Below are 26,677 nucleotides of genomic sequence, written 5' to 3' on the forward strand. Positions count from 1 at the left end.
GTTTTCTTTTGCCCCCGTGCAATCCAAAATACAGTCAGTTAGTATGGAGATAAGCTATTCTATAAATAATCCGACTATGTAAATGCATAATAAGGGAAGGTGAGATAATGCTGCGTGCGCTAATTGTGGATGACGAGTTCGAAATCCGCGAAGGTTTGCGTAACCGCTTTCCGTGGGAAGCCTACGGCATCGAAGAAGTATTAACGGCTGATGACGGGGATACGGCGCTCATGCTAGCGCTGGATAAGCGGCCTGATCTTATCGTGTCTGACATCAAGATGAATCGAATGTCGGGAATCGAGTTTATACGTTCTTTGCTGCCTGTAGAGGACTATCATCCGGAGGCCATCGTAATAAGCGGCTATGATGATTTTGAGCTTGTAAGGCAGGCGCTTCAGATTGGCGTGCTGGACTATATTTTGAAGCCGATTAATATGCAGGAGCTGGAACAGGTCGTTCGCAGGACGATGGAGAAAATTCATCAGAAGAGGATGGATCTGCATAACGAGCAGCTGCTAATTAATCAAGTGAAGTTTGCAATTCCCAAGATGCGCGAGGAGCTTCTGAGGGAAATGGTGGAGAAGGAATACGATCCCTATCGCGAATCGAGAAGAATCCATCGATTGAAGTCATTGAATCTCGATTGGATAGCAAGCCAGCAGCTTACGTTAATCGTTATTGAGGCGGACGATTTGAAGGCGATCGAGAATCGCCGCACCAAAGAGAAAGAACTAATATTGTTCGGAATCGGCAATGTCGTTAATCAGACGCTGGAAGAGGAATATCCTTACTCGTCCGCGCTTTGTATGGATGGAAGCAACAGGTGGGTTATCATCTTAGGCAACTCTCGTCCCGAGCATGCGGAGCTTAGTCCGGGAATCGCGCAGTTGTGCATCAAGCGAATCAACGACTATGTGAAGGTAAAGGCGAGCGCCGGTATTCCAACAGCGATTTGCACGTTCGAGCATTTGCATGAGATATATGTTGAATCATTGTCCGTTCTTGAGCAGAAGGCCGTTTATGGCGGCAACCGAGTATTCACGGTGCAGGAGAATTATCCCGAGGTCGAAGGTGCGGATCTGTCGCTTGCCGAGCCGGAGGAGGTGCTTGATCTCGTGAAGTTCGGTTCAGATGAGGAAATTACGATGGCGATGGATCGATTTGTAGCCATGGTACAAGCTTGGCAATTCACGCAATTGCGCGATATTCAGCAAAAAATATTCGAGTGGTTGTTCGAAGTATTCCGCAGAGCCGCAGCGGCGGGAATGCCGAACAAGCATTGGGGAAACAACCCTATCGCGGTATGGGAGCAGCTGGAACAATACGATACGCTGCAATCGCTTCGCGTGCAGGTGGAAATATTCCTGAAGTCGATAGCGGACGACTTCCGCAAGCTGTCCTCGACGCCTAGCCAGATCGTATATGAAGCGGAGAAAATTTTGCAGCGCGATTATGCGGAAGGGCTGACGCTGCAAAGCGTGGCGACTGCCGTTCATGTTACGCCGGTATGGCTAAGCAAGCTGTTTAAGAAAGAGAAACGCCAGACATTCCTTGAATATTTGACCGATATACGAATCGAGAAAGCGAAGGAAATGCTCGGCGACATAAAGTATAAAGTGTATCAAATCTCGTTTCAGGTCGGATATAAGGATCCGGTTCACTTCTCCAAGCTGTTCAAGAAACAGGTCGGCTGTACGCCTAAGGAATATCGGCGGCAGAGAGGGATTAACGACGAATAAACAAACCTTAGATCACCCGCACAAAGAAGCAGCCCCCAAGGTTCAATTTGCATGTCCTTGGAGGCTGTTTTTTAATCTAATTTATTTTGACGGAATGCCGATCGTCACGATTTTGAACCCTTCGACTTGAACGGTGTTCGCAATCTGCTCGGATGGCTTTTCCTCGAGAATATTGCTCACATAGCTGTTGTCGGCGGAGTCAGGATGAATCGCAAGACTCGTCGTGTTGCCGGACAGATTGTACCAGCGCACCATTTGATCGCCGCGTTCCTCGTTGATCTTGATGCTCGAGAAGGCAAGGCCATCGCCGCTCCACTTCAGGAAGTGCTGTTCAAGCGGGAGCTCGCCTTCATGCAGCTTGCTGCTAAAGGCAGTCATCGGGATAGGGAAGCGGTAGGCTTCGCGATAAGCAGAGAAACGTTGTTCTGCGCCGCCGTAAGGAATGATTATCCATTCGGCTTCTTGCAGGCCGATGCACTGGGCGTCAGGCGTATGGAATACGCCCCAGTCGCCAAGCTCGCCAACCGAGCGCAGCAGCGTGACTGCAAGCGTATTGCGACCATCCTGCAGAACCTCGTATTCGTTCAGTCCTTTGCCTGCTACAGTCAATCCGCGATTGTTGTCATGCGTATCGATAAACGTCTGCATGTGCTGAGCGTTGCTTGGATTTTCCCATTCCTTCGACGGTACGTTATCACGTTCTGCTACCTCGAAGATCGAGTCTGCGAAGTGAGTTGTCGCCTTTGTATCGGAAGGCAGAAGGACGCGAATGCGGTGGTCCTTCGATTGATTGTCCATGGTCGCATGGACACGGACGCCTTTGCCGGCTTGTTCCAGGCTAATGCGAGTCACGATCCGCAGCGGTGCAAGATCGCTCGATCTGCCTGCCTTGCGCTGGCGGAATTCGACCATCGCATTGACTTCTTTAGCGAGTTGCTCATCTGCGCTAGCTGGAATCGAGAGTTCATGGACAACCTCGATCGTCGCGCGATAAGGCGTATCTTCAACAATAGCAATTGAAGAGGCTTTAACGCCTTTGGTCGTAATCGCAATATCGCCGTTCGGCTGCTTGAAAATATATTCGTTGCCGATGTCGCCGACGTTCTCGTAATGGCCAAGGTTCGTATATTGCTGCTTGTTCCGCTTGTCATAAAGCGAGTAGCTGCCGTCTTCTTCGACCGTTACCTTAAGGAGGCTGTTCTCGAGCGTTCTATCGTCCTTGACTAAGGATGTAAGTTCAAGCTCACTGGAATGTTCTGATGAAATCCAAGCAAACGTCGAATATCCCATTGCCGGCATCGTGCCTGTCTCGAAGGTGAGGCGCATAGCGCGTGCCATGTAAGGCTGACGGAACTTATCGTTTGGCAGCTCATAGCCGAACCTGACGCCAAGATCCTCTGCCGTGCAGGCGAGGCGTTCGCCGTCTGCGTTCACGAGGTACCCGCGTCCATGCGTTCTTGCTCTGACGATGCCGGCGATCTCGATTGGATCTTCGCTTTGATTGAAGAAGCGGTGCGACCATTCGACCTCGGTCGTAATGACGCTAGACCCTTCATAACCGCTCGTGTTGAATACGACAAGCGGAGCCGCCGCTTCACCGTAAGACGCGAAGCTAGCCGTATCGATCTTGCCGCTAATGAACCTGGCGCTCTCCGTCGTTAAGGCTTTGCCGACCTCCATGCTTTTCGCGAAGCGGGTCTTCATCTCGTGATACACTTCGTCGACGCTGCAGCCGCAGATGCTGTCATGCGGATGGTTCTGCATGAGCGTCTTCCAAGCGTATTGGAGCATGCCATGCGGATACGGCTTGCCTAATTGGTGGGCGATCGCGGCGATCGGCTCTGTTACTTTCTCTAGCAGCGTTTGGTTTTGCGCATTGAGCTGCTTAATATAGACGCGAGCCGATGCCGTGTTAACGAGCGAATACCAGCCGTCTGTCTTCTGACCGCGGAGCTCGCCGCGCGTCAAGCTTAGGTTCTCAGGCAGCTCTGCTTGCACGGCTGCCACGTAATCGTCGTAGTTCGAGTGGACGAACTCATAATCAGGGAACAGCTCTCTTGCGACGCGGAGCGCCTCAGACAGGTTCGTCTGTACCGGCTGATGGTCGCAGCCGTTCATGAGGAGCAGATGCGGCGTCGATGCGAATTGCTCCGCTCTTGCCAGCCGGTGTTCCCAGTACCCTTTCGCTTCAGCCGGATCGACGGGAATTTCCATCCCGTTGTTGTACCAGTTCGCGAACAACAATCCGAGTACCGTCGAGCCGTCGGGGGACTGCCAGAGCAGCTCGGAATAAGGCGATTCAAGCGAAGGACCTTCTTCGACCCGGTTGTTGAAGCCGGTAGCCTTCACGCCTCTGCCGAATACGGCAGTGCCGATGCCGGCTTGCTGCAGCAACTGCGCGGCCTGGCCCATGTTGCCGAACGAATCAGGGAAGTAACCGAGCTTCGAGATCGGACCGAACTTCGCCGCGTCGCGGTGTCCGATTTGCAAGTTGCGAACGTTGGCTTCGCTGCTCGTAAGAAATTCGTCTTGGAGAATGTACCAAGGCCCAAGAGAAAGCTTGCCTTCGTCACACAATTTCTGAATGATGTCGTGCTTCTCAGGATACACCTGCAAATAATCGTCCAGCACAATCGTTTGTCCATCTAAATAAAAGCTGCGGAATTCGGGATCGTTCTCGAACGTCTCCAGCAGCGTGTCCATCGTTTCGATCAGCTTCACGTGATGGGCTTCATAAGGCATATACCATTCGCGATCCCAATGGGTATGCGATATGACGTGTACAACCCGCTTCGATGCAGTCATTGTTGTTCCTCTTTTCCATGAAGGTTAAGTGTTACGGAACTAGTGTAAATAATCGGCCATCGCCGAACAATGAGAGAATAGCAAACTTTAAGGGGGATTGTTGTCGCTTTCCTGTAAGAGAGGAGTGAGCGAATGCATGAATGTAAAAATACAGCTTGCATGAAAGCGTTTGTATGATTAAAATCGAGGACGAGCATGTTCAATCGATTATTGAATGCTAAAGCTAGAATGAGGAAAGGAGGCAGGCACTCGTGAAAAAAGTATCGTTCCGATTGGCATCATCGTTTCGTAATCGAATGATCCTTATCTTTCTTGTTATTATCATCGTGCCTTTCCTGCTTTTCGCTTATTACGCTCACATTAAGTCCATAGAGGGCATTTCCAATACGAATACGAAGATGACGATGAGTTATCTCCAGCAAGCGAAGAAAAACTTCGAGATTTACTTAAACAGGCTGAACGAGCAAGTTAATGAGGTTATCGGGGACAAATCCGTACAGGAATTGCTGGAGCGGGAGCCGATTACCGATAAGGATGAAGAGGCGTTTGCCGTCAATATGGTCAATGCGGTGCACAACGCAACACAAGTCATTGACGGCTTCCGCGTAAAGGTGTATCCGATGAATCCGGCCAAATTCCCGAATTACATGAGAACGATCGACGAGTCGAGGCGCATCGGCGACGAGTATTGGTTCCAGCGCTCTCGGGCTACGGTAAGCCCGACCTGGTATTTAACGATGCCAAGGCAAGGGAAATACAGCAGGCCGCTGCTGACTTATGTCAAACGATTTTCCGGATTATACGATCAGAAGTTAAGGGGTATTATTGCAACGGATTTATCCGAAGATTATTTAAAGCGGTTTTTCTCGCCGTCAGACCAGCTTCAGGATCAAAAGATGCTGCTGATCAACGAAAAAGGGGTCGTCCACTATGATTCCTCGGTCAATCAATGGACGGGAAAGGTGTTTCCTTCGGCCTCGTTTATTGCAAAAATTCAAGGAAGCGAATCCGGTTCGGAGTCACTCACGATTGACGGGCAGACGTTTCTCGCAACGTATCTGAACATGGCGAACCATCCTTGGACGATTGTAAGCTTAACGCCGCTGCAAGAGCTCACGAGCACGATCGACGAAATTAATCGAATGCTGGTCTACTTCCTCATTATTTATTTAATTTGCGGATTCAGTGTTGTTGTATACATTACTGCAACTTATACACAGCCGATAGCTCATCTTGTACGGCTGATGCGAAGACTCGAAGCGGATAATCTTCATTATTTGCTGCCATGGTCGTCGCGCAAGGATGAGGTTGGGTGGCTGTACAGAGGCGTTGCCAATCTTGTATCGCGTATCGAAGGGTTAATAAAGGAAGGAGCGCGCGCTGAAAGGAACAAGAAGGCGCTCGAATTCCAAGTGCTCAGTCATCAGATCAATCCTCACTTCCTCTATAATACGCTCGAGTCCATTAGATGGAAGGCCGAGAATCATGGTCGCAGCGACATCAGCGAGATGGTGTCGTCGCTTGGCAATCTGCTGCGTCTTAGCTTGAATCAAGGCAAAGAAATTACGACGCTGCGGCGCGAGATCGAGCAAGTAAAGGCTTATGTGTCGATTGAGCAAGCCAGGATGGGCAAGACCGTTCGTATCTTATACGCATGCGACGATACGATAATGGATTCGCCGTTCCTCAGACTGTTGCTTCAGCCTTTGGTCGAGAACGCGATTCAACATAGCGTCCGTGACGATTTCGATAAGGGCAAAATTATGATTACGGCTACCAAGGATGATGAGGATCTCGTACTTGTAATCGCCGATAACGGGAAAGGGATCCCGCAGCATGTGCTTGATCAGCTCGAGCAAGAAGAACAGCCTAGCGACCAATACTCGCATGCGCGCAGAGGCGTCGGGCTTCGCAACGTCAATGACCGGTTAAAGCTTTATTTTGGCGACAACTACAAACTTCGTATCGAGACTGGACCTGAGATCGGCACCAGGATCACGCTTCGCCACCCGATACTGCAAGAAGGCCAAGAACTGGATACAATCGGAAACGGATAGAGCCAATCTCTAAGGAGGCATAGCCTTGAAAAGCAGACAATCAATTGCATATGCGAAGAGCATGCTGCTGCTTGCCATTCTCTCCATCACCCTTACCGCATGTACCTTAGAAGGATGGCCTGGCGCCGATGGCAAGAATGGACGCAAGCCCTCGGACGATCAGCAGACAGTAGAGAGGACACCGGTTGAATTGAAGCTATTAACCTGGTCGGACGAAACGTACCAGGAGCTTTATGACATGTTCAATCGCAAGTATCCATGGATCACAATAAAGCCGATTTATATTACGAATGGAGGAGACCCGGCAATCGTTGCGAAGATTCAGGAGCTGCAGGCCGCGGGAACGCCTGCCGACCTGACGTGGGTCGCTGGCGATTTGCTCCAATACGAGCAACAAGGATTGCTCGAGAATTTGAAGCCTTACATGGATGCGGACGCTTCCTTCCGGGAGAAGGAGCTTCCCGACGGATATTTCAATATGATGGCGTTCTCCGGCCGCAGACTGGCTGTACCGTTCGTCGATGTGCCGATGTGGATCGTCGTGAACAAAGATTTGCTTAAGAAGAACGGCGTTGAGATGCCGCCGAACAACTGGACGTTCGATGACTTCCGGGAAATCGCGAAGAAGGTGACAGACCCGGCAACCGGTGAATACGGTCTAACGACGAGCGGAGAATTTGTTATGCGGCTTCTGCCGATGAAGTCTGCTGCGGACGGGCATGCCCCGAATTTGTCTTACATGAATGAGCGTCTCAATCAGAGTCTGCTGAACACGCCGGAAGTAATGGCTGACGTTCGTTGGCTGACGGAATTCGTTACCGTGGACGGCTCGATGCAATCGTGGGAGGAAGCGACTAAGCAAGGCGATGTGACGAGAGATTTCTTGAACGGCAAAACAGCATTCGAAGTCGGAGGGGACTGGCTGCTGCCGCGATTGCAGAAAAATGCGAAGTTTGAATGGGACATTCTCCCGTTTCCGCGCGGCAAGCTCAATCAGTATTCGTTTCATATCTATGGACCGCTGGCGCTGCTTAGCGGCTCGAAGCACAAGGACGAGGCGTACAAATGGATTAGCTTCCAGTTTGAGATGGAGGCGCAGAAGTGGAAGATGGAGAAGGGAGCCAACGCTTCCGTCTTGGATCCCGAGCTAACCGCTTATCTTGACCAAGTGCCGCTCTGGCAGGGCAAAAATCTCGAGGCGGTCAAGATGACGAAGGATAACGGCCTCGTTCTGCCTGGCGCTACGATACCATGGTTCTCGGAATACGATTGGATCAACGTCATTAACGATATCGTTTTTGCAGGCTCGGATCTGAATCGTGTCATCGCCTCGACGGATGCGTGGAATAAGAAAACGCTGGAGCTGCGGCAGCAGTGGAAGCGAAACTAAATGAAATACTGCTCGAATACAAGGCCGTTCTCATATGAGGACGGCCTTGTTAACGTCTTCGGAGGAGGAAGGGACAGAGGATAAATCAATACTACAAAGTATAAGAATGGCTCATGGTATGCGAATTGCCTCTCAACTACAATGAAACTATCACATAAACGAAAGGAAACACGATATGAAAACAAATGGAGTCATTCGGGAACTGCTTAGAAATCGTACGTTGCTGCTTATGTTCTTGCCCGTAGCGGTACTCCTATTTCTGTTCAACTACCTGCCGCTTGCCGGACTCGTAATCGCGTTCAAAGATTTCGATTTCCAGAAAGGCATCTTCGGCAGTGATTGGATGGATCCGCTGTTCAACAACTTTGATTATTTGTTCTCGTCCTCGACAGCTTTCCGGGCGATGAGGAACACCATATTGCTTAATGCGTTGTTCATCGCGGTAGGGCTTATATTCGAAGTAGGCTTCGCTTTGCTGCTCAACGAGGTTCGCAACAAATATTTCAAACGCGTTTCCCAATCGCTGACCTTCCTGCCTTTCTTCATTTCTTGGATCGTCGTAGGCGTATTCGCCTACAATCTGCTCGACTTCGAGAGCGGGGCGGTCAATCGGGTATTGGAGAGCATAGGTTTCTCGCCGATCGATTTCTACAGTGAAGCGGGCTTATGGCCGCTGATCTTAACAATCGCCATCCGGTGGAAGATTACGGGGTATGGAACGATTATCTATCTGGCTGCATTGACATCCGTTGATAATTCGTATTACGAAGCGGCATCCATAGACGGAGCTACAAGATGGCAGCAAATTCGGTATATTAGCATTCCGATGCTGCGGCCGACGATTATTATTTTGACGCTGCTCGCGGTGGGCAGAATTATGAATGCGGACTTCGGCATGTTCTATGCCATGGTCGGCGACGCTTCCCTCCTATTCCCGACAACGGACGTTATCGATACCTTCGTTTATCGGAGCTTACGCAAATCCGGCGACATCGGCATGGCATCCGCGGCAGGTTTCCTGCAGTCGTTGATTGCTTTCGTGCTTATCATCGGCAGCAACTATGCGGCTCGCAAAATAGACAAGGATTCCGCGATATTCTAACTAGGGGAGGAACAACATAATGGTAGCAAAAAAATTCTCGTTCTCACAATTGATGATCATTATTGTCATCTCCCTGTTCAGCTTGGCTTGTTTGTTCCCATTCATCATGGTTATATCAGGCTCGCTCAGCACGGAGAAAGACATCATGGATTACGGTTACACGCTTTGGCCGAAGACATTTACTTTCGATTCGTACCGAATCCTGCTGCTTGGCTCCACTCGCATCATTGACGCTTACGGAGTCAGCATTCTCGTAACGGTAGCCGGAACGGTGCTTTCACTGCTCGTAACGAGCATGGGTGCTTACGTTATGGCAAGACGATCGTTCAAGTATAGAAATATTTTGTCCATTTACGTCATTATTACTATGCTTTTCAATGGCGGACTTGTTCCTTGGTACATCATCTGCGTCCGTTATTTGGATCTGAAGGATACGCTGTGGGCACTCATTCTACCGATGTTGGCGAATGCGTTCAACATGTTCCTGATCCGCAACTTCATGATGTCGATCCCCGAGGATATGAACGAATCTGCGAAAATGGACGGAGCGGGCGAGTTCAAAATTTTTTACGCCCTCATCATGCCGCTTTCGCTGCCGGTACTTGCGACTGTCGGACTTTTCGTAGCGCTGAGCTATTGGAATGATTGGTTCCTCGGGCTCATGTTCGTCGACAAGCAAGAGCTGCAGCCGCTGCAGCTGCTCCTAAGAACGCTCGTATCGAACGTCGAGTTCCTGAAGAGCTCAAGCAACGCATCCGCCATGCAGCGTATCTCGGCGCAGATTCCTTCGGAATCGATCAAGATGGCGCTCACGGTCATTACGATAGGGCCGATTATATTCCTGTATCCTTTCGTACAGCGTTTCTTCGTGAAAGGCTTAATGGTAGGCGCAGTCAAAGGTTAATGATTTGAGGCTATACCGGCTTCGGCCGTGTAGTATATAATGACAAGCAAAAGGGAGAGGTCACGATGAAGAAAAGCATCAAGGGATTACCGTTACTGCTTGCCGTCATCATGCTGTTCAGCGTTATTCTTGCAGCATGCAGCGGAGGCAATGGCAACAACGAGCCCGCTAATGGCGGCAAAGCTTCCAACAAGCCGTCCAACGGCTCGGAGCAGGAGGAAGAAGTTACGCTTAAATTCTACTTCGGCGGCGATAAAAAAGCGGCTACGGACGAAGTTTGGGCTAAAGTCAGCGAATATGTGAAAGCCAAAGGCCTCAATGTCAAATTCGATATTAACTTCATTCCGTTCGGCGACTTCAAAGAAAAAATGCTCGTTATGGCCGCATCCGGCGATAGCTGGGACATGAACTTCGACGGCGACTGGCTGTCGTACAAGCAAATGGCGGCGAAAGGCTCATACATGGCGCTGAACGATCTGCTGCCTGAGTTTGCGCCTAACTTGTACAAGAAATATGAAGAACAAGGCACGCTTCAAGCGGCTACGGTAAACGGCGAAATCGTCGGCTTGCCTTGGACGATGAAGATGAACGAACGTAAGTTCACGGGCTGGCGTTCTGACTTGACGGAGAAAGCGGGTCTTGATTATCCGAACGGCTCAGTCAAGACGATCGAAGACGTAGATAAATTGCTGCGCGATCTGAAGAAAGCTTATCCAAACGAAAGAATTTCCCGCACACCTCCGGTATCGCTTATTATGATCCGCGATGAGTGGGTTGATCTTAACTTCCACGGTCTTGGCTTCTATCTGAGCGACCCTAAAGTAACGGTTCAAGCTGTAGAGCAACAACCGTTCTACCTAGAAGCTGCTAAGCTGGCTAAAGTATGGTACGACGACAACCTGATTAACCGCGATGCGATGATCGACAAATCGGATGAAGCGGCAGAGTGGAGAAACGGCAAGAAACTGTTCACGGTTACTTCCCATGAATGGGTAAGCGCGGACCCTGGCTTCTCCGATCCAGCTTACAAAATGGAATCGTCTGAGCTCTACCCGGACAAACGCTTTATTAACCGTACAGCGCTTGCTAACGTAGTTGCGATCAACCGCAACTCCAAAAATCCAGAGCGCGTTCTACGCTTGTTGGATATGATCGAAACGGACAAAACGTTGTATGACCTTGTCCAATACGGTATCGAAGGCAAAACATACGTATTGAACGGCGAGACTGCTGAATATCCAGAAGGCATGGAAACGACGACGAGCAACTACATGGAGTGGGGCGGCCAATGGGCATTCTGGAAACCGCAATTCATGCGTCCGACGATGACTTACGGACCAGACTTCTGGGTGAAAGAAGCTGAATTCGCAAGCGAAGAGCGTAACGTTAACTCTCCAATCGACGGCTTGTTCATTGCCGAAGATGCGATGAAGAACGAAATCGCGAAGCGTGATACAGCAAGCGACGAGTTGAACAGACCGATTGAGTTCGGTGTTGTGAAAGACGTTGAAAAAGCTGTAGCTGAATATATCGAGACGCAAAAGAAAAATGGTCTTGATACAATCATCGCTGAAACGCAAAAACAAATCGACGCATTCCTAGCATCCAAAAAATAAGAAGCACTTACCAAGAGAAGCCGACCTAGTAAATATGTAGGGCGGCTTCTCTTTTGTTTGCCCGAAGCAGCTGCCCGGCTCTGCATTCTATAACCTGATGTCACAATATCACTGAACGAATAAACCAGCCCCTCTAAGCCCTAACGGGCTTGGAGAGGCTGGTTTATAGTTGCATGCATAGATATCCGCAACACTTTTGCTCCCACTCTCATCAAGCTCAGGAACTTGCAGTTTAACGCATTCGCTCACTCTCCCATCAACTCAGTACTTGAGTCTTTCAACCCTATCACACGCGCTCCTGTCTGCTCAGAAGAATAGTCTTTAAGGATAGCTGATCTATGTTATTTGAAGTTCATAATCGTTCTAGCTCTCTTGCAGATTGGTTCTTTCTACCTGAGTAAATGGGAGAGTGAGCAAAAGGAGAAAAAGGCGCATTATTCATATAAAGAAGTCCAAGGAGAGAGAAACCGTAGGAACGGAAGTAGCTTAATTGATCCAGACGAAAAAAAGAGGCCAATATTGGGATAGAAAGTTTAAGGATGTCTTATTTGGGTACCGGCTCATTCGGCTTACACTATAGGGGACATACAAAAAAGGATGGTGCCGGCATGGCGAAAATAACGGGAATCCAATGCATTCGCACACGCAAAAACGGGACTTGGACAATCGTAAAGGTAATGACGGATCAGGATGGGCTTTACGGGCTGGGGTCAGCCTCGGATGTATATAATCCGGAAGCTGTTGTGCAAGTTATTGAGCAGTTGATGGCGCCGCTGTTGATCGGCAAGGATGCCGCGAATATAGAAGACTTGTGGCAGACGATGTACATGAGCGGATATTGGCGCAACGGCGCGCTTCTGCATACCGCCATAGGCGGGATCGACATGGCGCTATGGGACATTAAGGGCAAGGAGGCAGGTCTGCCTGTCTACCAACTGCTCGGCGGAGCGAGCCGTGCGGCCGTTCCTTGCTATGGACATGCCGGGGGGCGGGATATTACCGAACTGAAAGAGGACGTGCATCGTTTCAAGGAGGAAGGGTATACGGTCATCCGTGTGCAAATGGGCGGTTACGGCGGTGGCGGCTTTATCGATCGCGACAAGGCGATCTTGCCGGATCATGCTTGGGGCAAGGGACCGGTATTCGACGAGCAAGCTTATTTGCATGCCATACCGTCCATGTTCGAGCAGTTGCGGCTTGAGTTCGGTATGGGCGTACAGTTCACACATGACGTGCATGAGCATTTGTCGCCGATTAACGCGATTCAACTTGCGAAGCGGGTAGAGCCCTATAGCTTATTTTTCCTTGAGGATGCTCTAGCGCCTGAACAAATTGGATGGTATCGCCAGCTGCGTCAACAAAGCGCCACTCCGCAAGCAGTCGGCGAGCTATTCGTCAATCCTCAGGAATGGACGCAGCTTGTGCAGGAGAGGCTCATCGACTTCATCCGTGTACGCGTCTCCAAGGCTGGAGGGATTAGCGCATGCCGCAAGATCGCGGCTTTATGCGAAGCGTTCGGCGTTCGAACCGCATGGCAGGAAGGCGGGGAGAACGATCCTGTCAACCAAGCGGCAGCCGTCCATTTGGACATGGCGATCTGGAATTTCGGCATTCAGGAAGTGAACCATTTCAAGCAAGAAGAGCTGGATGCATTCGAAGGACATATCGTTCGAAAAGGCGGCTATTTATATCCATCTCAGAAGCCGGGACTCGGTATCGAGCTTGATGAGCTTAAGGCACAGCTGCTCGTTGGGGACAATTGGAACAAAACAGCTTATTTCAATCCATATCAGCTTGACCGCAAGGCAGACGGCACGCTTGTCCGTCCATAATGCCATGCGATACAACGGAGGTGCATAACAGATGAAGACGATTGCGGTAACGGGAGGCAGCGGCAAGCTCGGTACGGCTCTTATCAAGGAGCTGCAGCAGCAGGATTACAAAGTTGTTTCGCTTGATCATCAGCTATCCAAGGAGCTTAGATGCAAGCAGATTAAGGTTGATTTGAACGACTTTGGGCAAGTCGTAGCTGCTGTTCATGGTGCGGACGCAATCATCCACTTGGCGGCGATTCCCGCGCCAATTCTGCATCCGAACCCTTATATTTTCGCGAATAACACGGTAGCCGGCTATCATATCCTAGAGGCCGCTTCTATTCTAGGCATACGGAAGGTGGTTATGGGCTCTAGCGAATCATCATACGGCTTCGCGTGGGCGCCGACGCCATTCTCTCCGGATTATTTTCCGATCGATGAAGAGCATCCGCAACAGCCGCAGGAGTGTTATGGACTTTCTAAAGTCGTGAATGAAGTGACTGCCGCCATGTTCGACAGACGAAATGGCATGCAGGTTGTCTCGCTGCGCTTCTCTATGATTACGAAGCCGGAAGATTATAATCACTTATCGATTCGAAAACCTGAAGCATTCAAGCAAATCATGTGGAGCTATATTGATATTCGCGATGCGGTAAGCGCGTGTATCGCTTCCCTTCAAGTCGAAGATCGAGGGGCGATCAGCCTCAATATTACGAGCAATGATACGCTTAGCGACCGGCAGACGTCAGAGCTTCTGAAGTCGTTCTATCCCGAGGTGTCCGTGTTGAAAAATGACCTTCCCGGACGAACTGCCGTCGTCAGCAACAAGATGGCGCAAGAAGTATTGAATTGGCGTCCGCTTCATTCATGGGCCGATCATATCGTTGAGCAGGCTTAGCGTAATTAGAAAAATATGTGAAAGACCATCCGTCAGGGTGGTCTTTTTGTTAACCATATAACAAAGTATGACTTTAAATATAGCTTGTATGTAGCTTGTGAAACGCTTACAAGATAATTTTTGACAAAAAAAGCATATATCCTCTCATATTTACTCGTGTAATGATCGGATAACATTAGAGATAGTTTAGGGAAACATATTTGTTCTGAGAGGTGAGCATGGGTGGGAAGCATTACGTTTAGCCATGTCTATAAGCACTACAAAGGGGAACAGCGTCCGGCGGTCAACGATTTCCACCTTTCCATTGAGGAGGGGGAGTTCCTCGTACTGGTCGGTCCATCCGGCTGCGGCAAATCGACTACGCTTCGAATGCTGGCTGGCTTAGAGGAGATCACGGAGGGCGAGCTGTATATCGACGATAAATTCGTTAATTACTTATCGCCGAAGGATCGAGACATTGCGATGGTATTTCAGAATTATGCGCTCTACCCGAACTTATCGGTGTACGAGAATATCGCGCTTGGCCTTAAGCTTCGCAAGACAGCCAAGCATGACATTGAGCTTAAAGTGAACCGCGTAGCCAAAATTTTGGAAATATCGCATTTGCTCGATCGCAAGCCTAGTCAGTTGTCTGGCGGTCAGAAACAGCGTGTTGCGCTGGGGCGTGCGATCGCGAGGGAGCCGCAGGTATTCCTGATGGATGAACCGCTGTCCAATCTTGACGCCAAGCTTAGAGCGCAGACTCGTGCGGAGCTAATTAAGCTGCAGAGCGATTTGAAACGAACGACGGTTTATGTGACGCATGACCAGGTCGAAGCGATGACGATGGGTACGCGGATCGTAGTCATGAAGGACGGCGTTATCCAGCAAGTAGCACCGCCAAGGCAACTCTATGATGAACCTGCCAATCTGTTCGTTGCCGGATTCATTGGCTCGCCGCAGATGAATTTCCTGGAAGGAAGCATCGTTCGTCAGAATGGCGTTTATTACTTCTTGAACAAGCGGATTAAGTTCCGAATTCCAGAGAGATATTATGGGCAATTCAATGCGAAACCCGGCACGCTTCGAAATTGCGTTCTCGGTGTTCGCCCGGAGCATGTGCAGCTTGGGCCTGATAAAGACGAGTTTCCTGAGGACGAATATGTGCGCGGCGTTGTTGAGATGACTGAGGTCACAGGCGCCGATTCTTATGTGTACGTCAAGATCGGGGAGAAAACGGTAATCGGCCGGACGGAGCCTGAGATTGACTATGAGAAGGAAGAGAAGCTGCTCGTAAGCTTCAACATGAATAAGATCCACTTCTTCGACGAGCAGTCCGGCGTGTCACTCGCAGCCGGGGGAGATGAAGGATGATTCGGCTTAAATCGAAGAAATGGCTGGGCAGAGGATTTCGAATTTTGTTAGCGGTTGCATTGATTGTCGTCGCTGTCCGCTGGGTATCCGGCAGCGAACCGACATTGTACGCGACTACCGTTACCGCCGAGCAAATGCTTTCGTTCGAGAGCAAGCCGGGTGAGATGCCCTACGCGAAACTGATGTTGGAATACCCGGAAGCTTTCGAGTCCGCAGAACAGTTGCAAGCGATTCCAATAACGCCCGCTGAATATGAATCTGCCTCTGAGGAGTCCGTTCTGGGGTCGGATGGAGGCAATGGACTCATTTGGGAGAACGAGCTTGGCTGGGTCGAATGGAGCTTCGAGGCGCCGCAGGATGGCTGGTACGAGCTGCACTTCGATTACAAAGCGCTTGAAGGAGGAAATGCCTCCGTCGTGAGAGGGGTTCAAATCGACGGAAGTTATCCTTTCGCGGAGTCCAGCAGGATTGAGCTTGAACGGTTATGGAAGGATGCGAAGTACCCTTATGATCGCAACGAAATCGGTCAACAAATCCGGCCGGGACAGGTAGAGCTGACAGATTGGAACAAGGCAGCCGCATCCGTATATTCCGCTTCTTCCGAGCCTTTGCTCTATAAGCTGGAGCAAGGCGAGCATAAGTTAAAGCTCATTGGAATTAGGGAGGGAGTCACGCTGCGCGGGATTTCGTTCGAGTCGAGGTCGACAATCCCATCCTATGAGGAATACAAAAGCTCTTTAACCGAATCGAAGCCGCAGTCCGAATGGTTCGAGCTCATTGAGGCTGAACAATTCCAGCGTAAATCCAGCTTGGCTATTCAGACAGACTTTTGGTCTGAGCCTCATATATCGCCAGATCCGAAAGGGCGCATCACCTACAACGTGCTCGGCGGACAGCGATGGAGGCAGCCTGGCGAATGGGTCGAATGGCAGATCGAAGTGCCGGAGAGCGGCTTGTATGAGCTTGATGTAAAAGCGTTCCAAAACTACCGGAACGGCTTCGAGGCCTATCGCACGATAACGATCGACGGCGAAGTGCCGTTCAAAGAAATGCTGCACTACGGCATTCCGACACGCAAGGAATTCGAGATCGTAACGCTTTCCGATCAAGCGGGGGAGCCTTATAAGTTCCACCTGGAGAAGGGTACACACACGCTGCGTATGACGGCGGACTCTTCGCTGGTCCAGCCAGTATACCTGGCATTGACGGATACGCTGAACCAATTGGCCGTATACGATCGCCAAATTAGGCTGTTGACGGGCAATTACAGCAAGTCAGCGTTCGATGCGAATATCGACTCGACGCGAACTTGGGATATGAAGAAGCTAGATCCGGAGGTCGAGCAGAAGCTTAACGGCTTCGTTAACCGTTTCGCCGATATCCGCAACTATATTAACGGATTGAACAAAAAGGATTCCGATCTGTCCGAAGCGATCAAGAGCTCGGTGCATTTGCTCGAGGTGATGCTGGAGGATGTGAACGAGGTTCCGAACAAAATCAATGATTTCTCCACGATTCAGAACAATATCGGAGCTTGGCTAGCTACGCTGACACATCAGCAATTGTTGGTGGATTATATCGTAGTGCGGACACCAGAGGCGGAAACAGGGCTGAAAACGGCGAGCGCGATGTCGCGTATCCCCTATTCCATAGCCGACTTCGGCCGAACGTTCTACCTGGATTACGATACGCGCAAGCATAACCGCGACGGGGCGCTTACGGTATGGGTGCAACGCGGACGCGATTACGTGGAGCTTCTACGCGAGATGGTCGACCAAGACTTTACGCCAAGAACGGGCATTCAGGTCAACATTAACCTGATGCCGAATCCGAACCAGCTTATACTAGGCAACGCCGCTGGCGATGTGCCGGACGTTGCGCTCGGTCTAGGCGAATCGATGCCCGCCGATTATGCAATGCGAGGAGCGGTCGAGGACTTGTCCTCTTATCCGGGCTTCGAGGAAGTACAAGATCGATTCATTCCTGGCGTAAACCGATCGATGTACTACGACGGCGGCGTCTATGGACTGCCGGAGGTGCAGAACTTCCAGGTGCTGTTCTACCGCACCGATGTTTTGGAAGGACTTGGTCTTCAAGTGCCGGATACATGGGATGACGTATTCGATATGCTGCCAACGCTGCAGGAGAACGGGATGACCATGAACTTCCCGAAAGGCGATTTCTCAACGCTCTTCTTCCAGAACAATGCGGAAGTCTATTCGCCGAATGGCTTAAAAGGAAATCTCGATAGCGAAGCGGGTCAAGCGGCCTTCAAGCGCTGGACGGAGCTGTACAAAAAATACAATCTTCCGATCGATGTTCCTGCATTCTTCCAGCATTTCCGCGACGGCGACATTCCGATCGGCGTTGCAGACTTTAACACTTACGTGCAGCTTCTCGTAGCCGCGCCGGAAATTACCGGCCACTGGAAGATCGCTCCGTTGCCTGGCATGAAGCAAGCGAACGGCGAAGTGGCAAGATGGTCGCCGCAAGGTATTTCGGCGGCAATGATGATGGAGAAGAGCGATAAGAAAGACGAGGCGTGGCAGTTCATGCAATGGTGGACGTCCGCGGAGGTTCAGTCGCAATACGCGAAGGACATCGAATCGTTCTATGGTATCGAATTCAGATGGAATACGGCCAACGTCGATGCGATGAAGTCGCTCTCCTGGCCATCCGATGATCTGAAGGCGCTTCGCGAACAGGCGCGCTGGGCGAAAAACATGCCGTACGTGCCCGGATACTACTTCCTCAGCAGGGAAATGGAATTCGCCTGGAACCGCACGGTAATGGAGGGCATACCTGCTCAGGAATCGCTTGAACAGGCGCAGCTCTCGCTGCAAAGGGAGATGAACCGGAGACAAGGTAACTTCGGCATTAAAGCCGGAGATGATCTGGGCATCCCGCAAATCAATCAACCTTACGAATGGGAGGAATAGCACAGATGAATACAGAGCTTACTCCCGGGATAGCAAGGCCTAAGGCTCGACCGGCGATTGGGGCGAAGCTGACTCGCTTCCTGCGCGATATCAAGCGCGACGCGTTCTGCTATTTGTTCCTCGCGCCGTTCCTGATCTGCTTCATGCTCTTCATCGTTGTGCCGGTCGTCATGGCCGCGACGCTTGGGTTCACGTCGTACGACGGATTTCAGAAGCTGCATTTTATCGGGATCGACAACTATATTAGCTTGTTCACGCAAGATATTATCTTTCTGACCAAAGCGATACCGAATACGTTCCTGTTCGCGCTTATTGTGGGCCCAGGCGGATATGTGCTTTCCTTCCTATTCGCCTGGCTGATCCATCAGCTGCCGATCAAGATCAGGGATTATTACACGCTGGCGTTCTATGCGCCTTCGATGGCGGGCGGCGTTGCGCTGTCCGTCGTATGGATCGCGGCGTTCAGCGGCGACCGCGTCGGCTACGTGAACAACTTCCTGCTCGGCATGGGCTGGATCGACAGTCCGGTCATCTGGCTTCAAGATCCGAAGTATTTGCTTAACATTATGATCATCGTATCGCTTTGGGTCAGCTTTAGTGTAGGCTTCCTCGCCATGTTGGCAGGTCTTCAGACCGTCAATCGCGAGCTATACGAGGCAGGCCGCATCGACGGCATATCGAATCGCCTTCAAGAAGTGTTTTATATTACGGTGCCTTCGATGAAACCGCAGATGCTGTTCAGCGCCGTGATGTCGATTGTCGGCACGCTAAAGGCAGGCAGCATATCGACGCAATTGACGGGCTTGCCGATCACGCCTTCTTATTCGGGACATTTGATCATTAACCATATCGACGATTACGCTTTTATCCGTTTCGAGCTCGGCTATGCTTCGGCAGTCTCGGTCATGCTGCTCCTTATCAGCTACTTCGCCATGAGATTTGCCTATCGGCTGTTCGGATCCAAGGAGGAGCTGTAAAACCATGATTCGAAAACTTCGCAGCGTGACGCCGTTTCAAGTAGCGCTCGTCACCTTCTTCACCGCGCTGGCCGCGTTCATGTCGCTGCCGATTATTTTCATACTGAACCATGCATTCAAGCCGCAGAATGAGCTGTTCTTGTTTCCGCCGAGGTTTCTCGTGCAGAATCCAACCATTCGTAACTTCGAATCACTCATTCTGCATGCATCGAACGCGACTGTGCCTTTCACGAGATATTTGTTCAACAGCATTATCGTAGCCGGATTAACGCTTGCATGCGTTATTATCGTCAGCACGATGGCCGGTTACGTCCTTGCGAAATATCAGTTCCATTTCAAAGGACTCATCTTATCGCTCATTACGCTGTCTCTGATGTTCGCGCCGGAGACGGTAGGCATTCCGAGGTATCTCATCATTAGCGGTATCGGCATCAACAACACGTATTTCGGGCATATATTGCCCGCGCTTGCCTCACCGATTGCCGTCTTCATGCTCGTTGGCTTCATCTCTCAAATACCTAGCGAGCTGATTGAAGCGGCAAAGATCGACGGAGCAAGCCATTTCGGGATCTTCACAAGAATGGTGCTCCCGCTGTCTGTGCCGGCGATCGCCACGATCTCGATCTTCACGTTCCAAGGCGTATGGGGAGACGTCGAGACTTCGACGCTGTTCATGCAGGACGAGACGATGCGAACGCTGCCCTTCTATGTGAACAGCCTGCTCAGCGGGCTACAGAACAGTGTCGCCGGGCAGAATATGGCCGCCGCAGCCGGCTTGCTCATGTTCGTGCCCAACCTCATCATCTTCCTGCTCTTCCAGCGGAGGGTGCTCGAGACGATGGTTCATTCCGGCATTAAGTAATTCAAATCAGCAAAGGAAGTCGAAACGATGAAGAAATTGTTATTGTTGTTGCTTCTAGCGGCGACCTCCATGCTCGCCGTTCCGGAAGCGATCCACGCGGAGTTGCCGTACCGAACGTTCTACTACGACAGTAATCAAGCGACATTCCTCCGTATTCAGCCGATCTATACGCCGGCAGATATGGACAGCGCGAGGTTTGCCGAGCCAGTCGACTTGCATGTCGGTGCGGACGACAACGTATACGTCATGGACAAAGGGGCGAATCGGGTTGTCGTCCTTGATCCTGACGGAGCGGTACTGCGAACGATCGGCGCAGATGAGGGAGAGAGCATGCTTAGCGCGCCTGAAGGCCTGTTCGTTACGCCTGAAGGGATAATCTATGTCGCAGACTCTGGCAATCAACGGATTGTCGTGTTCGACAACGAAGGCAACTTTCTCCGTGATTATAAGAAACCCGAGTCCACCTATATGGAGACCGGTCATTTCGTGCCGACGAAGATCGTCGTCGACCGTCGGGGCGTCATGTACATCAACCTGAATTCATCCTACGACGGATTGCTTCGCATGAATCAGGACGGGGAGTTCATGGGTTTCTTCGGTGCTAATAAAGCGCAGCAGACGGTGCTGAACTGGCTGAAGAAGCTCATTCTGAACAAGGAGCAGCTGCTCAAAGAAACGGCTAATCTCCCGCGGCCGATTACGAACGTCGCCCTCGACCAGGACGGCTTCATATTCACGGCTACATCGGGCGGATTCGGCCAAGGCGCTATACGCAAGCTGAACGCCGGCGGCGTCGACGCGCTCAAGAACAAGACGCTGGTGAACGGTCACGGAATCGTGGACGTGGCAAGCGATACGGACGGCTTCCTGTATAACGTCGACATGGAATCCGGACGGGTCAATCTATACGATCAGAACGGCGAGGCGTTGTTCGCGTTCGGCTATATTGACAACGAGACGCAGCAATACGGCGTGTTAGGCTTTCCAACCTCGATTGGCGTTGATTCCAAGAAAGATATATGGATAGCAGACAGCCGGACCGGAACGATCCATAAGTTCGAGCTTACCGAGTTTGGCGGCGACGTTATGAATGCGCTTACGCTGTATCTTGCCGGAAAGTACGAGCAAAGCAAGCCGTACTGGGATAAAGTATACGCTCGCAATGACATGTACAACGGCACGTTCCAAGGACTCGGTAAAGTGTATCTGCACGAGAACAACAACGAAGAGGCGCTCTCTTTCCTGAAGACGGCTTTCGATACGAAGGGTTATTCCAAAGCGTTCTGGCAAGTAAGGCTGAACTGGCTGCAAAATAACTTCTTAATGCTCGCTGCTTGCATCATCATCGCATTTTTGCTCATTCGGTACGTGCCGCGCTTGGTACGCAGACAGTTGAAGCGTCACCCGCTGCCGGCATCATGGGATCGTCCGATCAGTGATTTGCGATTGTTATGGTATGTGATGCTTCATCCGTACCATGGGTTCTACAAACTGAAGGAGGCTCGAGTATCCTCCTGGATTCTCATTCTTATTTTGGCCGCGACGATTGGAATGAAGCTGCTATCGCTTTATTTCACCGGATTTTTATTCAATCCGATCGAGTTGTCCCAAATTAATCTAGTCAGCAGTCTCGGGCTGTTCGTCGTACCATGGATCACTTGGATTATCGCGAATTATCTCGTATGCAGCGTGAAGGACGGGGAAGGAAAGTTCAGGGAAGTTATTCAGGGCAGCACATACGCGCTCGCTCCATACTTGTTCTTCTCGGTTCCGCTTCTGCTGCTGTCGAATCTCGTGACGCTCGACGAGAGAGTTATCGTCGATTCAATTAATTCGCTGATGTTCATCTGGATAGGCGTCATGCTGATCGTCATGACGCAGGTTATTCATAACTTCGACTTCCTGGAGTCGCTGAAGAACATTGCGATTACGGTGTTCACGATCGGAACAATATGGCTTTTCGCCTTCCTTGTCTTCGGTCTATCTTACAACTTATACGATTTCTTCTATCAGCTTTACAAGGAGGTCACTTTCTATGGTTGAGTTCATCAAGCGAACGTCCCTCCGCGTAAAGCTGACAGCCATCGCCTTGCTTGCGCTAGTTATCATCGTGCTCTCGGTCGTTCTTCAAGGAGATGAGCTGTCACCTGCCAAAGCAATGGAACTTGCGGGTATCGAGACTCTTCAAGCGGAGACGGCAGAGCTCTATACGGGTACACCGTGGAAGCCGGAGACGGGAGCCGATGGTTACGCCGAGGCGTTAAGCAACGAGAAGTTCACTCTTTATGTCGATCCGGCTAACACACAGATTGCGTTGGTCGACAATCGCACCGGCTACCGCTGGCGCAGCAATCCGAGCGAGGAGGAGCTTGCCGCCGAGACGGTGAAGGGCGTGCTGCTCGCGAATCTGAAATCGCCATTCGTTCTAACTTACGTGAGAACGCAAGGCAAGGATCAGACGATCAGAGAAATGTTGAACGCCAATGATCCAAAGATGGTGAAGGAGCTCGTACGGACGGATAAAGGATTGCAAGTCTCCTATTCCTTCCCTGACAAGAAGCTCGGAGTGTCGCTTCAATACGAGCTTACCGACAAGGGACTGCAGGTTCGCATCCCGACGAAAGGGATCAAGGAGGAAGGCGATTTCAAAATGTTCTCCCTCGATCTGCTGCCTTACTTCGGTGCGGCAGCGGCTGGAGAGGACGGTTACATCTTCGTACCGGACGGCCCGGGCGGCTTGATCCGCTTCGAAAGCGAGCGGCCAGGCGTATCGAGAGGTTATATCCATCAGGTGTACGGTCTCGAGCTGACGAATACGGGCAATTGGAGCCGTTCCGGCGAATGGCGCGAAAATATCGCCTATCCGGTATTCGGCATGAAGCGAGGCGATAACGCGTTCGTCGCGGTGCTGAGAGAAGGCGGTGACTCTGCCGATATCGCCGCGCTACCGCCGGGGCTGAAGTCCACGTCGTACAACGTGTTCGCAAGCCAAATCTATCGCGAGGAATACTTGTACCGCATGAGCAGACTGGCTGCGCCGATCAAAGCGATCCAGAAGCAGCGGCTAGATACCGACCGTGTGCTGGAATATCGCTTCCTGAACGGAGACGACGCCGATTATGTCGGCATGGCGACCTCCTATCGCGATTACCTGACGGAAACGGAGCAGTTAAAGGAACAACTGAAGCCCGTCGATCATACGCCGCTTTATTTGAAGCTCATGGGCGGCAATTATACGGAAGCTTATAACCAAATCAAATATGTGACTGCAACGACATTCCCTCAAGCGACCGAAATTGTTAATGCTTTGCGGAAGCGTGGAGTCGAAAGCATGAACGTCATTTATTACGGCTGGCAAAATCAAGGCGATTACGATTTGTACGATCGTTTCCCGATCGAGAAGTCGCTCGGCGGCGAGACGGAGGCGAAGAAGTTCGTTTCCAGCATGAAGCAGCAGGGCATCGACGTTCTATTCGAGGATGACATGGTATGGATCGATTCGGACAATTCCAATTTGTCTGGCAAGAAGAACGGCATTCGCAGCATCGACGAAACGGTATTTCTCGATGAGGGCTGGTTCATAAGCAAACCGGCGCGCACGGTTGCGATGGCTTACGAGACGATCGATAAGCTGAAGGATATCGGCATTTCCGGCATTCTGTACAACTGGGTCGGCGAAATGGTGTTCCACGATTACGATCCCGACGGCATAATGACCCGCAAAGACACGATGGACGTGTATAGCGGCATGCTGGATTACACACGGCAGACGCTTGGAAAGTCCAGCGTCTATCGCGGCAATGATTACGTCATCGGCCACACGGACTTTATTGCGAATTTGCCGCATGAATCAAGCTATGACTTCTTGGTCGATCAGACGGTGCCGTTCTATCAGATCGCTCTGCATGGCTACGTCGCTTATTCCTTCGGAGACGGCAACCTGCGCGGTGAAGTGGAGGATGAGTTCCTCAAAGCGATTGAGTACGGAGCAGTGCCTTCCTTCTACCTGACTTACGATGAGTCGAGGAAGCTGAAATACACAAACTCAGGTTTCTTGTTCAGCAGTCAATATACGAAGTGGACCGATCGCATTGAGAAAGAATATAAGGCATTCGACTCGCTCTCCAGTCTGCACTCGCAACGAATCGTCGATCATGAGCAGTTGTCCAAAGACCGGTTCGCCACCGTGTACGAGGATGGTACTCGCGTAATCGTCGATTATAGCAGCAAGACGTTCGAAGTTGAGAAAGGAGCTGGCGCATAGTGCAACCGAAAGCAAAAATACGCGCAGAGCGCCTCTATCACTGGAAACGTTACGGCACTGGCTTCCTGTTCATGCTTCCGTGGATTATCGGCTTTGCCATATTCGTACTGATCCCGATCAGTTGGTCGCTGTTCATGAGCTTTAATAAGGTGCAAGTTGCGGTAGGCGGCTTCCGATACGAATGGCTCGGCATGCAAAACTATCGCGATGCGTTTCTGAAGGATAATATTTTCCCGATTGAGCTGATCACATACTTCCAGGAAATGCTGCTGATGGTGCCGATTATCGTCATCTTCGCTCTTCTGATCTCGCTTATGCTGAATCAGCGGTTTCCCGGACGCTTCCTGTACCGCGCGTTGTTCTTCCTTCCGGTTATCTTCGCAACCGGGCAGGTGCTGAACGAGCTGTTCGTGCAGGGCGCCGGCGACATCCCGTTCCTGGAGCAGTACAACCTGCAGCCACTTGTTGAGGAGTACGTCGGCAAGCAGTTCGGCGAAACCGTCATGGAAGTGCTTGGACGTGCGATTCTCATTCTATGGTATTCAGGCGTGCAAATTCTGATCTTCATCGCCGGATTCCAAACCATCTCTCCTACGATCTATGAAGCGGTCCGCATCGACGGCGCATCACCGTGGGACAGTTTCTGGAAAATAACGCTGCCGGCATGCGTGCCTTTCATCAGCCTTAATGTGCTTTACACGATCATTGACCTGTTCACGTTCCCGCTTAATCCGGTCCTTGAGCATATCCGGGAGAACATGTTCAAGGTCGATACGGGCTACGGCTATGCCAGCGCGCTCGCCTGGATCTATTTCGCCTTCATCTTCCTGCTGATCGCCATCGTGCTGTGGATGTTCAACCGGAGCATGAAGACAAGGAGGATGCATTCATGATTACTGCGATGAAAACCGAGCTGGAGAAGCTGAACGGGCGAGTACGCGGCATCTTCTGGAGCCGCAGGGCGCAGAAAACGAAGATGCTGGTTCTCGGCAGAAGCGTATCGGACGGCTTGCTAGCCAAGCTCATCATCTACATGCTGCTCTCGATCGTCGCTTACCTGTACTTGCAGCCGATTCTGTATATGGTAAGCACGATGTTCAAGACGGTCAGCGACCTGCTTGACCCGACCGTGAAATGGATTCCGCGCGATATGACGTGGGAGAACATTACGAAGGCGTACAAGGGCTTGCAGTATCCGGAGGCGCTGCGGAATACTTCAATAATTGCGCTTAGCTGCTCGCTTGTACAGGTCATTATTTGCGCGATGACCGGTTATGCGCTCGCGCGGCTGGCGTTACCTTTCAAGTGGCTCTTCATGGCGCTGATCATATTGACGTTTTTGATTCCGCCGCAGGTCATCATTATTCCGTTATACGTTATTTTCAGCAAGCTGGGGCTTCTGAACACGCTCTTCGTGTTCCTAATCCCCGCCATATTCGGGCAAGGGCTGAAGGGAGCGCTCTTCATTCTCATCTTCCTGCAGTTCTTTAAGTCGCAGCCCGCAAGTCTAGAGGAGGCGGCTAAGCTCGACGGCGCATCGACGACGAGATTGTTCTTCGGCATTATGCTGCCGCTGGCGAGATCAGCCTGCTTGGTCGTGTTCCTGTTCTCCTTTATCTGGTATTGGAACATGTACTACGAGCCATCCATGTTTTTGGCGAAGGGTTTCACGCCGCTGTCCATCAGACTCAATATGCTTGAGGAAGTGCTGAATCCGGCGCTGCTCGGCAACACGTTCACGATCACCAACCCGATTACGGAAGGAACGAAAATGGCCGCCGCGTTTATGATCATTTTGCCGCCGATCGTTATCTTCATGTTCCTGCAGCGTTGGTTCGTAAGCGGTATTGAAAGAACGGGGATCGTGGAATAATCCATTAACTTGCTGCCAATCTGACTCACCGAGAGGGGTGATGCTCCAGGATCGTTTTCAGCGGTGTTAAGCAACAACGGTAAG

Annotated in this window: 17 protein-coding genes; 16 read left to right on the forward strand and 1 reads right to left on the reverse strand. The window is 51.0% G+C overall.

The window, feature by feature from the left end:
• Positions 1 to 107: 107 nt before the first annotated feature.
• Positions 108 to 1,739 (forward strand): response regulator transcription factor, encoded by a 1,632-nt coding sequence (locus tag AC0YN0_RS10430; RefSeq protein ID WP_475821225.1) that lies wholly within the window; start codon positions 108 to 110, stop codon positions 1,737 to 1,739.
• Positions 1,740 to 1,820: 81 nt separating this feature from the next.
• On the opposite strand, the gene AC0YN0_RS10435 is transcribed toward AC0YN0_RS10430, so the two are convergent.
• Positions 1,821 to 4,544 (reverse strand): alpha-mannosidase, encoded by a 2,724-nt coding sequence (locus AC0YN0_RS10435; RefSeq protein ID WP_475821226.1) that lies wholly within the window; start codon positions 4,542 to 4,544, stop codon positions 1,821 to 1,823.
• A 251-nt stretch (positions 4,545 to 4,795) separates the two neighbouring features.
• Here AC0YN0_RS10435 and AC0YN0_RS10440 point away from each other — a divergent pair, with 251 nt between their 5' ends.
• The 15 genes from AC0YN0_RS10440 (at position 4,796) to AC0YN0_RS10510 (ending at position 26,593) form a co-directional block, all read left to right on the forward strand.
• Complete coding sequence (locus AC0YN0_RS10440) at positions 4,796 to 6,601, forward strand: sensor histidine kinase (RefSeq protein ID WP_475821227.1); 1,806 nt, start codon at positions 4,796 to 4,798, stop codon at positions 6,599 to 6,601.
• Positions 6,602 to 6,626: 25 nt separating this feature from the next.
• Positions 6,627 to 7,991, forward strand: coding sequence for an ABC transporter substrate-binding protein (locus tag AC0YN0_RS10445; RefSeq protein ID WP_475821228.1), 1,365 nt, complete (start codon positions 6,627 to 6,629; stop codon positions 7,989 to 7,991).
• Positions 7,992 to 8,166: 175 nt separating this feature from the next.
• Positions 8,167 to 9,093 (forward strand): ABC transporter permease, encoded by a 927-nt coding sequence (locus tag AC0YN0_RS10450; protein ID WP_475821229.1) that lies wholly within the window; start codon positions 8,167 to 8,169, stop codon positions 9,091 to 9,093.
• A gap of 19 nt (positions 9,094 to 9,112) precedes the next feature.
• Positions 9,113 to 9,997 carry a carbohydrate ABC transporter permease gene (locus AC0YN0_RS10455; protein WP_475821230.1) on the forward strand — a complete coding sequence of 295 codons (885 nt, stop codon included), beginning with the start codon at positions 9,113 to 9,115 and terminating at the stop codon, positions 9,995 to 9,997.
• A gap of 65 nt (positions 9,998 to 10,062) precedes the next feature.
• Positions 10,063 to 11,613, forward strand: a complete 1,551-nt coding sequence (locus AC0YN0_RS10460; protein WP_475821231.1) for an extracellular solute-binding protein — start codon at positions 10,063 to 10,065, stop codon at positions 11,611 to 11,613.
• Between the two features lie 608 nt (positions 11,614 to 12,221).
• Positions 12,222 to 13,445, forward strand: a complete 1,224-nt coding sequence (locus tag AC0YN0_RS10465; protein WP_475821232.1) for an enolase C-terminal domain-like protein — start codon at positions 12,222 to 12,224, stop codon at positions 13,443 to 13,445.
• A 31-nt stretch (positions 13,446 to 13,476) separates the two neighbouring features.
• Positions 13,477 to 14,325 (forward strand): NAD-dependent epimerase/dehydratase family protein, encoded by an 849-nt coding sequence (locus tag AC0YN0_RS10470; RefSeq protein ID WP_475821233.1) that lies wholly within the window; start codon positions 13,477 to 13,479, stop codon positions 14,323 to 14,325.
• 222 nt (positions 14,326 to 14,547) lie between these two features.
• Complete coding sequence (locus AC0YN0_RS10475; protein ID WP_475821234.1) at positions 14,548 to 15,678, forward strand: ABC transporter ATP-binding protein; 1,131 nt, start codon at positions 14,548 to 14,550, stop codon at positions 15,676 to 15,678.
• The gene (locus AC0YN0_RS10480) at positions 15,675 to 18,617 is read left to right on the forward strand and encodes an extracellular solute-binding protein (RefSeq protein WP_475821235.1); all 2,943 of its coding nucleotides are present in this window, start codon (positions 15,675 to 15,677) and stop codon (positions 18,615 to 18,617) included. Before AC0YN0_RS10475 ends, AC0YN0_RS10480 begins: the two co-directional genes overlap by 4 nt.
• 5 nt (positions 18,618 to 18,622) lie before the next feature.
• Complete coding sequence (locus tag AC0YN0_RS10485; protein ID WP_475821236.1) at positions 18,623 to 19,594, forward strand: carbohydrate ABC transporter permease; 972 nt, start codon at positions 18,623 to 18,625, stop codon at positions 19,592 to 19,594.
• Positions 19,595 to 19,598: 4 nt separating this feature from the next.
• Complete coding sequence (locus tag AC0YN0_RS10490; protein WP_337099260.1) at positions 19,599 to 20,456, forward strand: carbohydrate ABC transporter permease; 858 nt, start codon at positions 19,599 to 19,601, stop codon at positions 20,454 to 20,456.
• Between the two features lie 27 nt (positions 20,457 to 20,483).
• Positions 20,484 to 22,499, forward strand: a complete 2,016-nt coding sequence (locus tag AC0YN0_RS10495) for a YIP1 family protein (RefSeq protein ID WP_475821237.1) — start codon at positions 20,484 to 20,486, stop codon at positions 22,497 to 22,499.
• The gene (locus AC0YN0_RS10500; protein ID WP_475821238.1) at positions 22,492 to 24,720 is read left to right on the forward strand and encodes a DUF5696 domain-containing protein; all 2,229 of its coding nucleotides are present in this window, start codon (positions 22,492 to 22,494) and stop codon (positions 24,718 to 24,720) included. Before AC0YN0_RS10495 ends, AC0YN0_RS10500 begins: the two co-directional genes overlap by 8 nt.
• On the forward strand, positions 24,720 to 25,613 hold the full coding sequence (locus tag AC0YN0_RS10505) for a carbohydrate ABC transporter permease (protein WP_337099263.1): 894 nt from the start codon (positions 24,720 to 24,722) through the stop codon (positions 25,611 to 25,613). Before AC0YN0_RS10500 ends, AC0YN0_RS10505 begins: the two co-directional genes overlap by 1 nt.
• The gene (locus AC0YN0_RS10510) at positions 25,610 to 26,593 is read left to right on the forward strand and encodes a carbohydrate ABC transporter permease (protein WP_337099264.1); all 984 of its coding nucleotides are present in this window, start codon (positions 25,610 to 25,612) and stop codon (positions 26,591 to 26,593) included. The genes AC0YN0_RS10505 and AC0YN0_RS10510 overlap by 4 nt, the downstream gene beginning before the upstream one ends.
• Positions 26,594 to 26,677: the final 84 nt, after the last annotated feature.

It is taken from the genome of Paenibacillus sp. J22P218, from assembly GCF_056269195.1.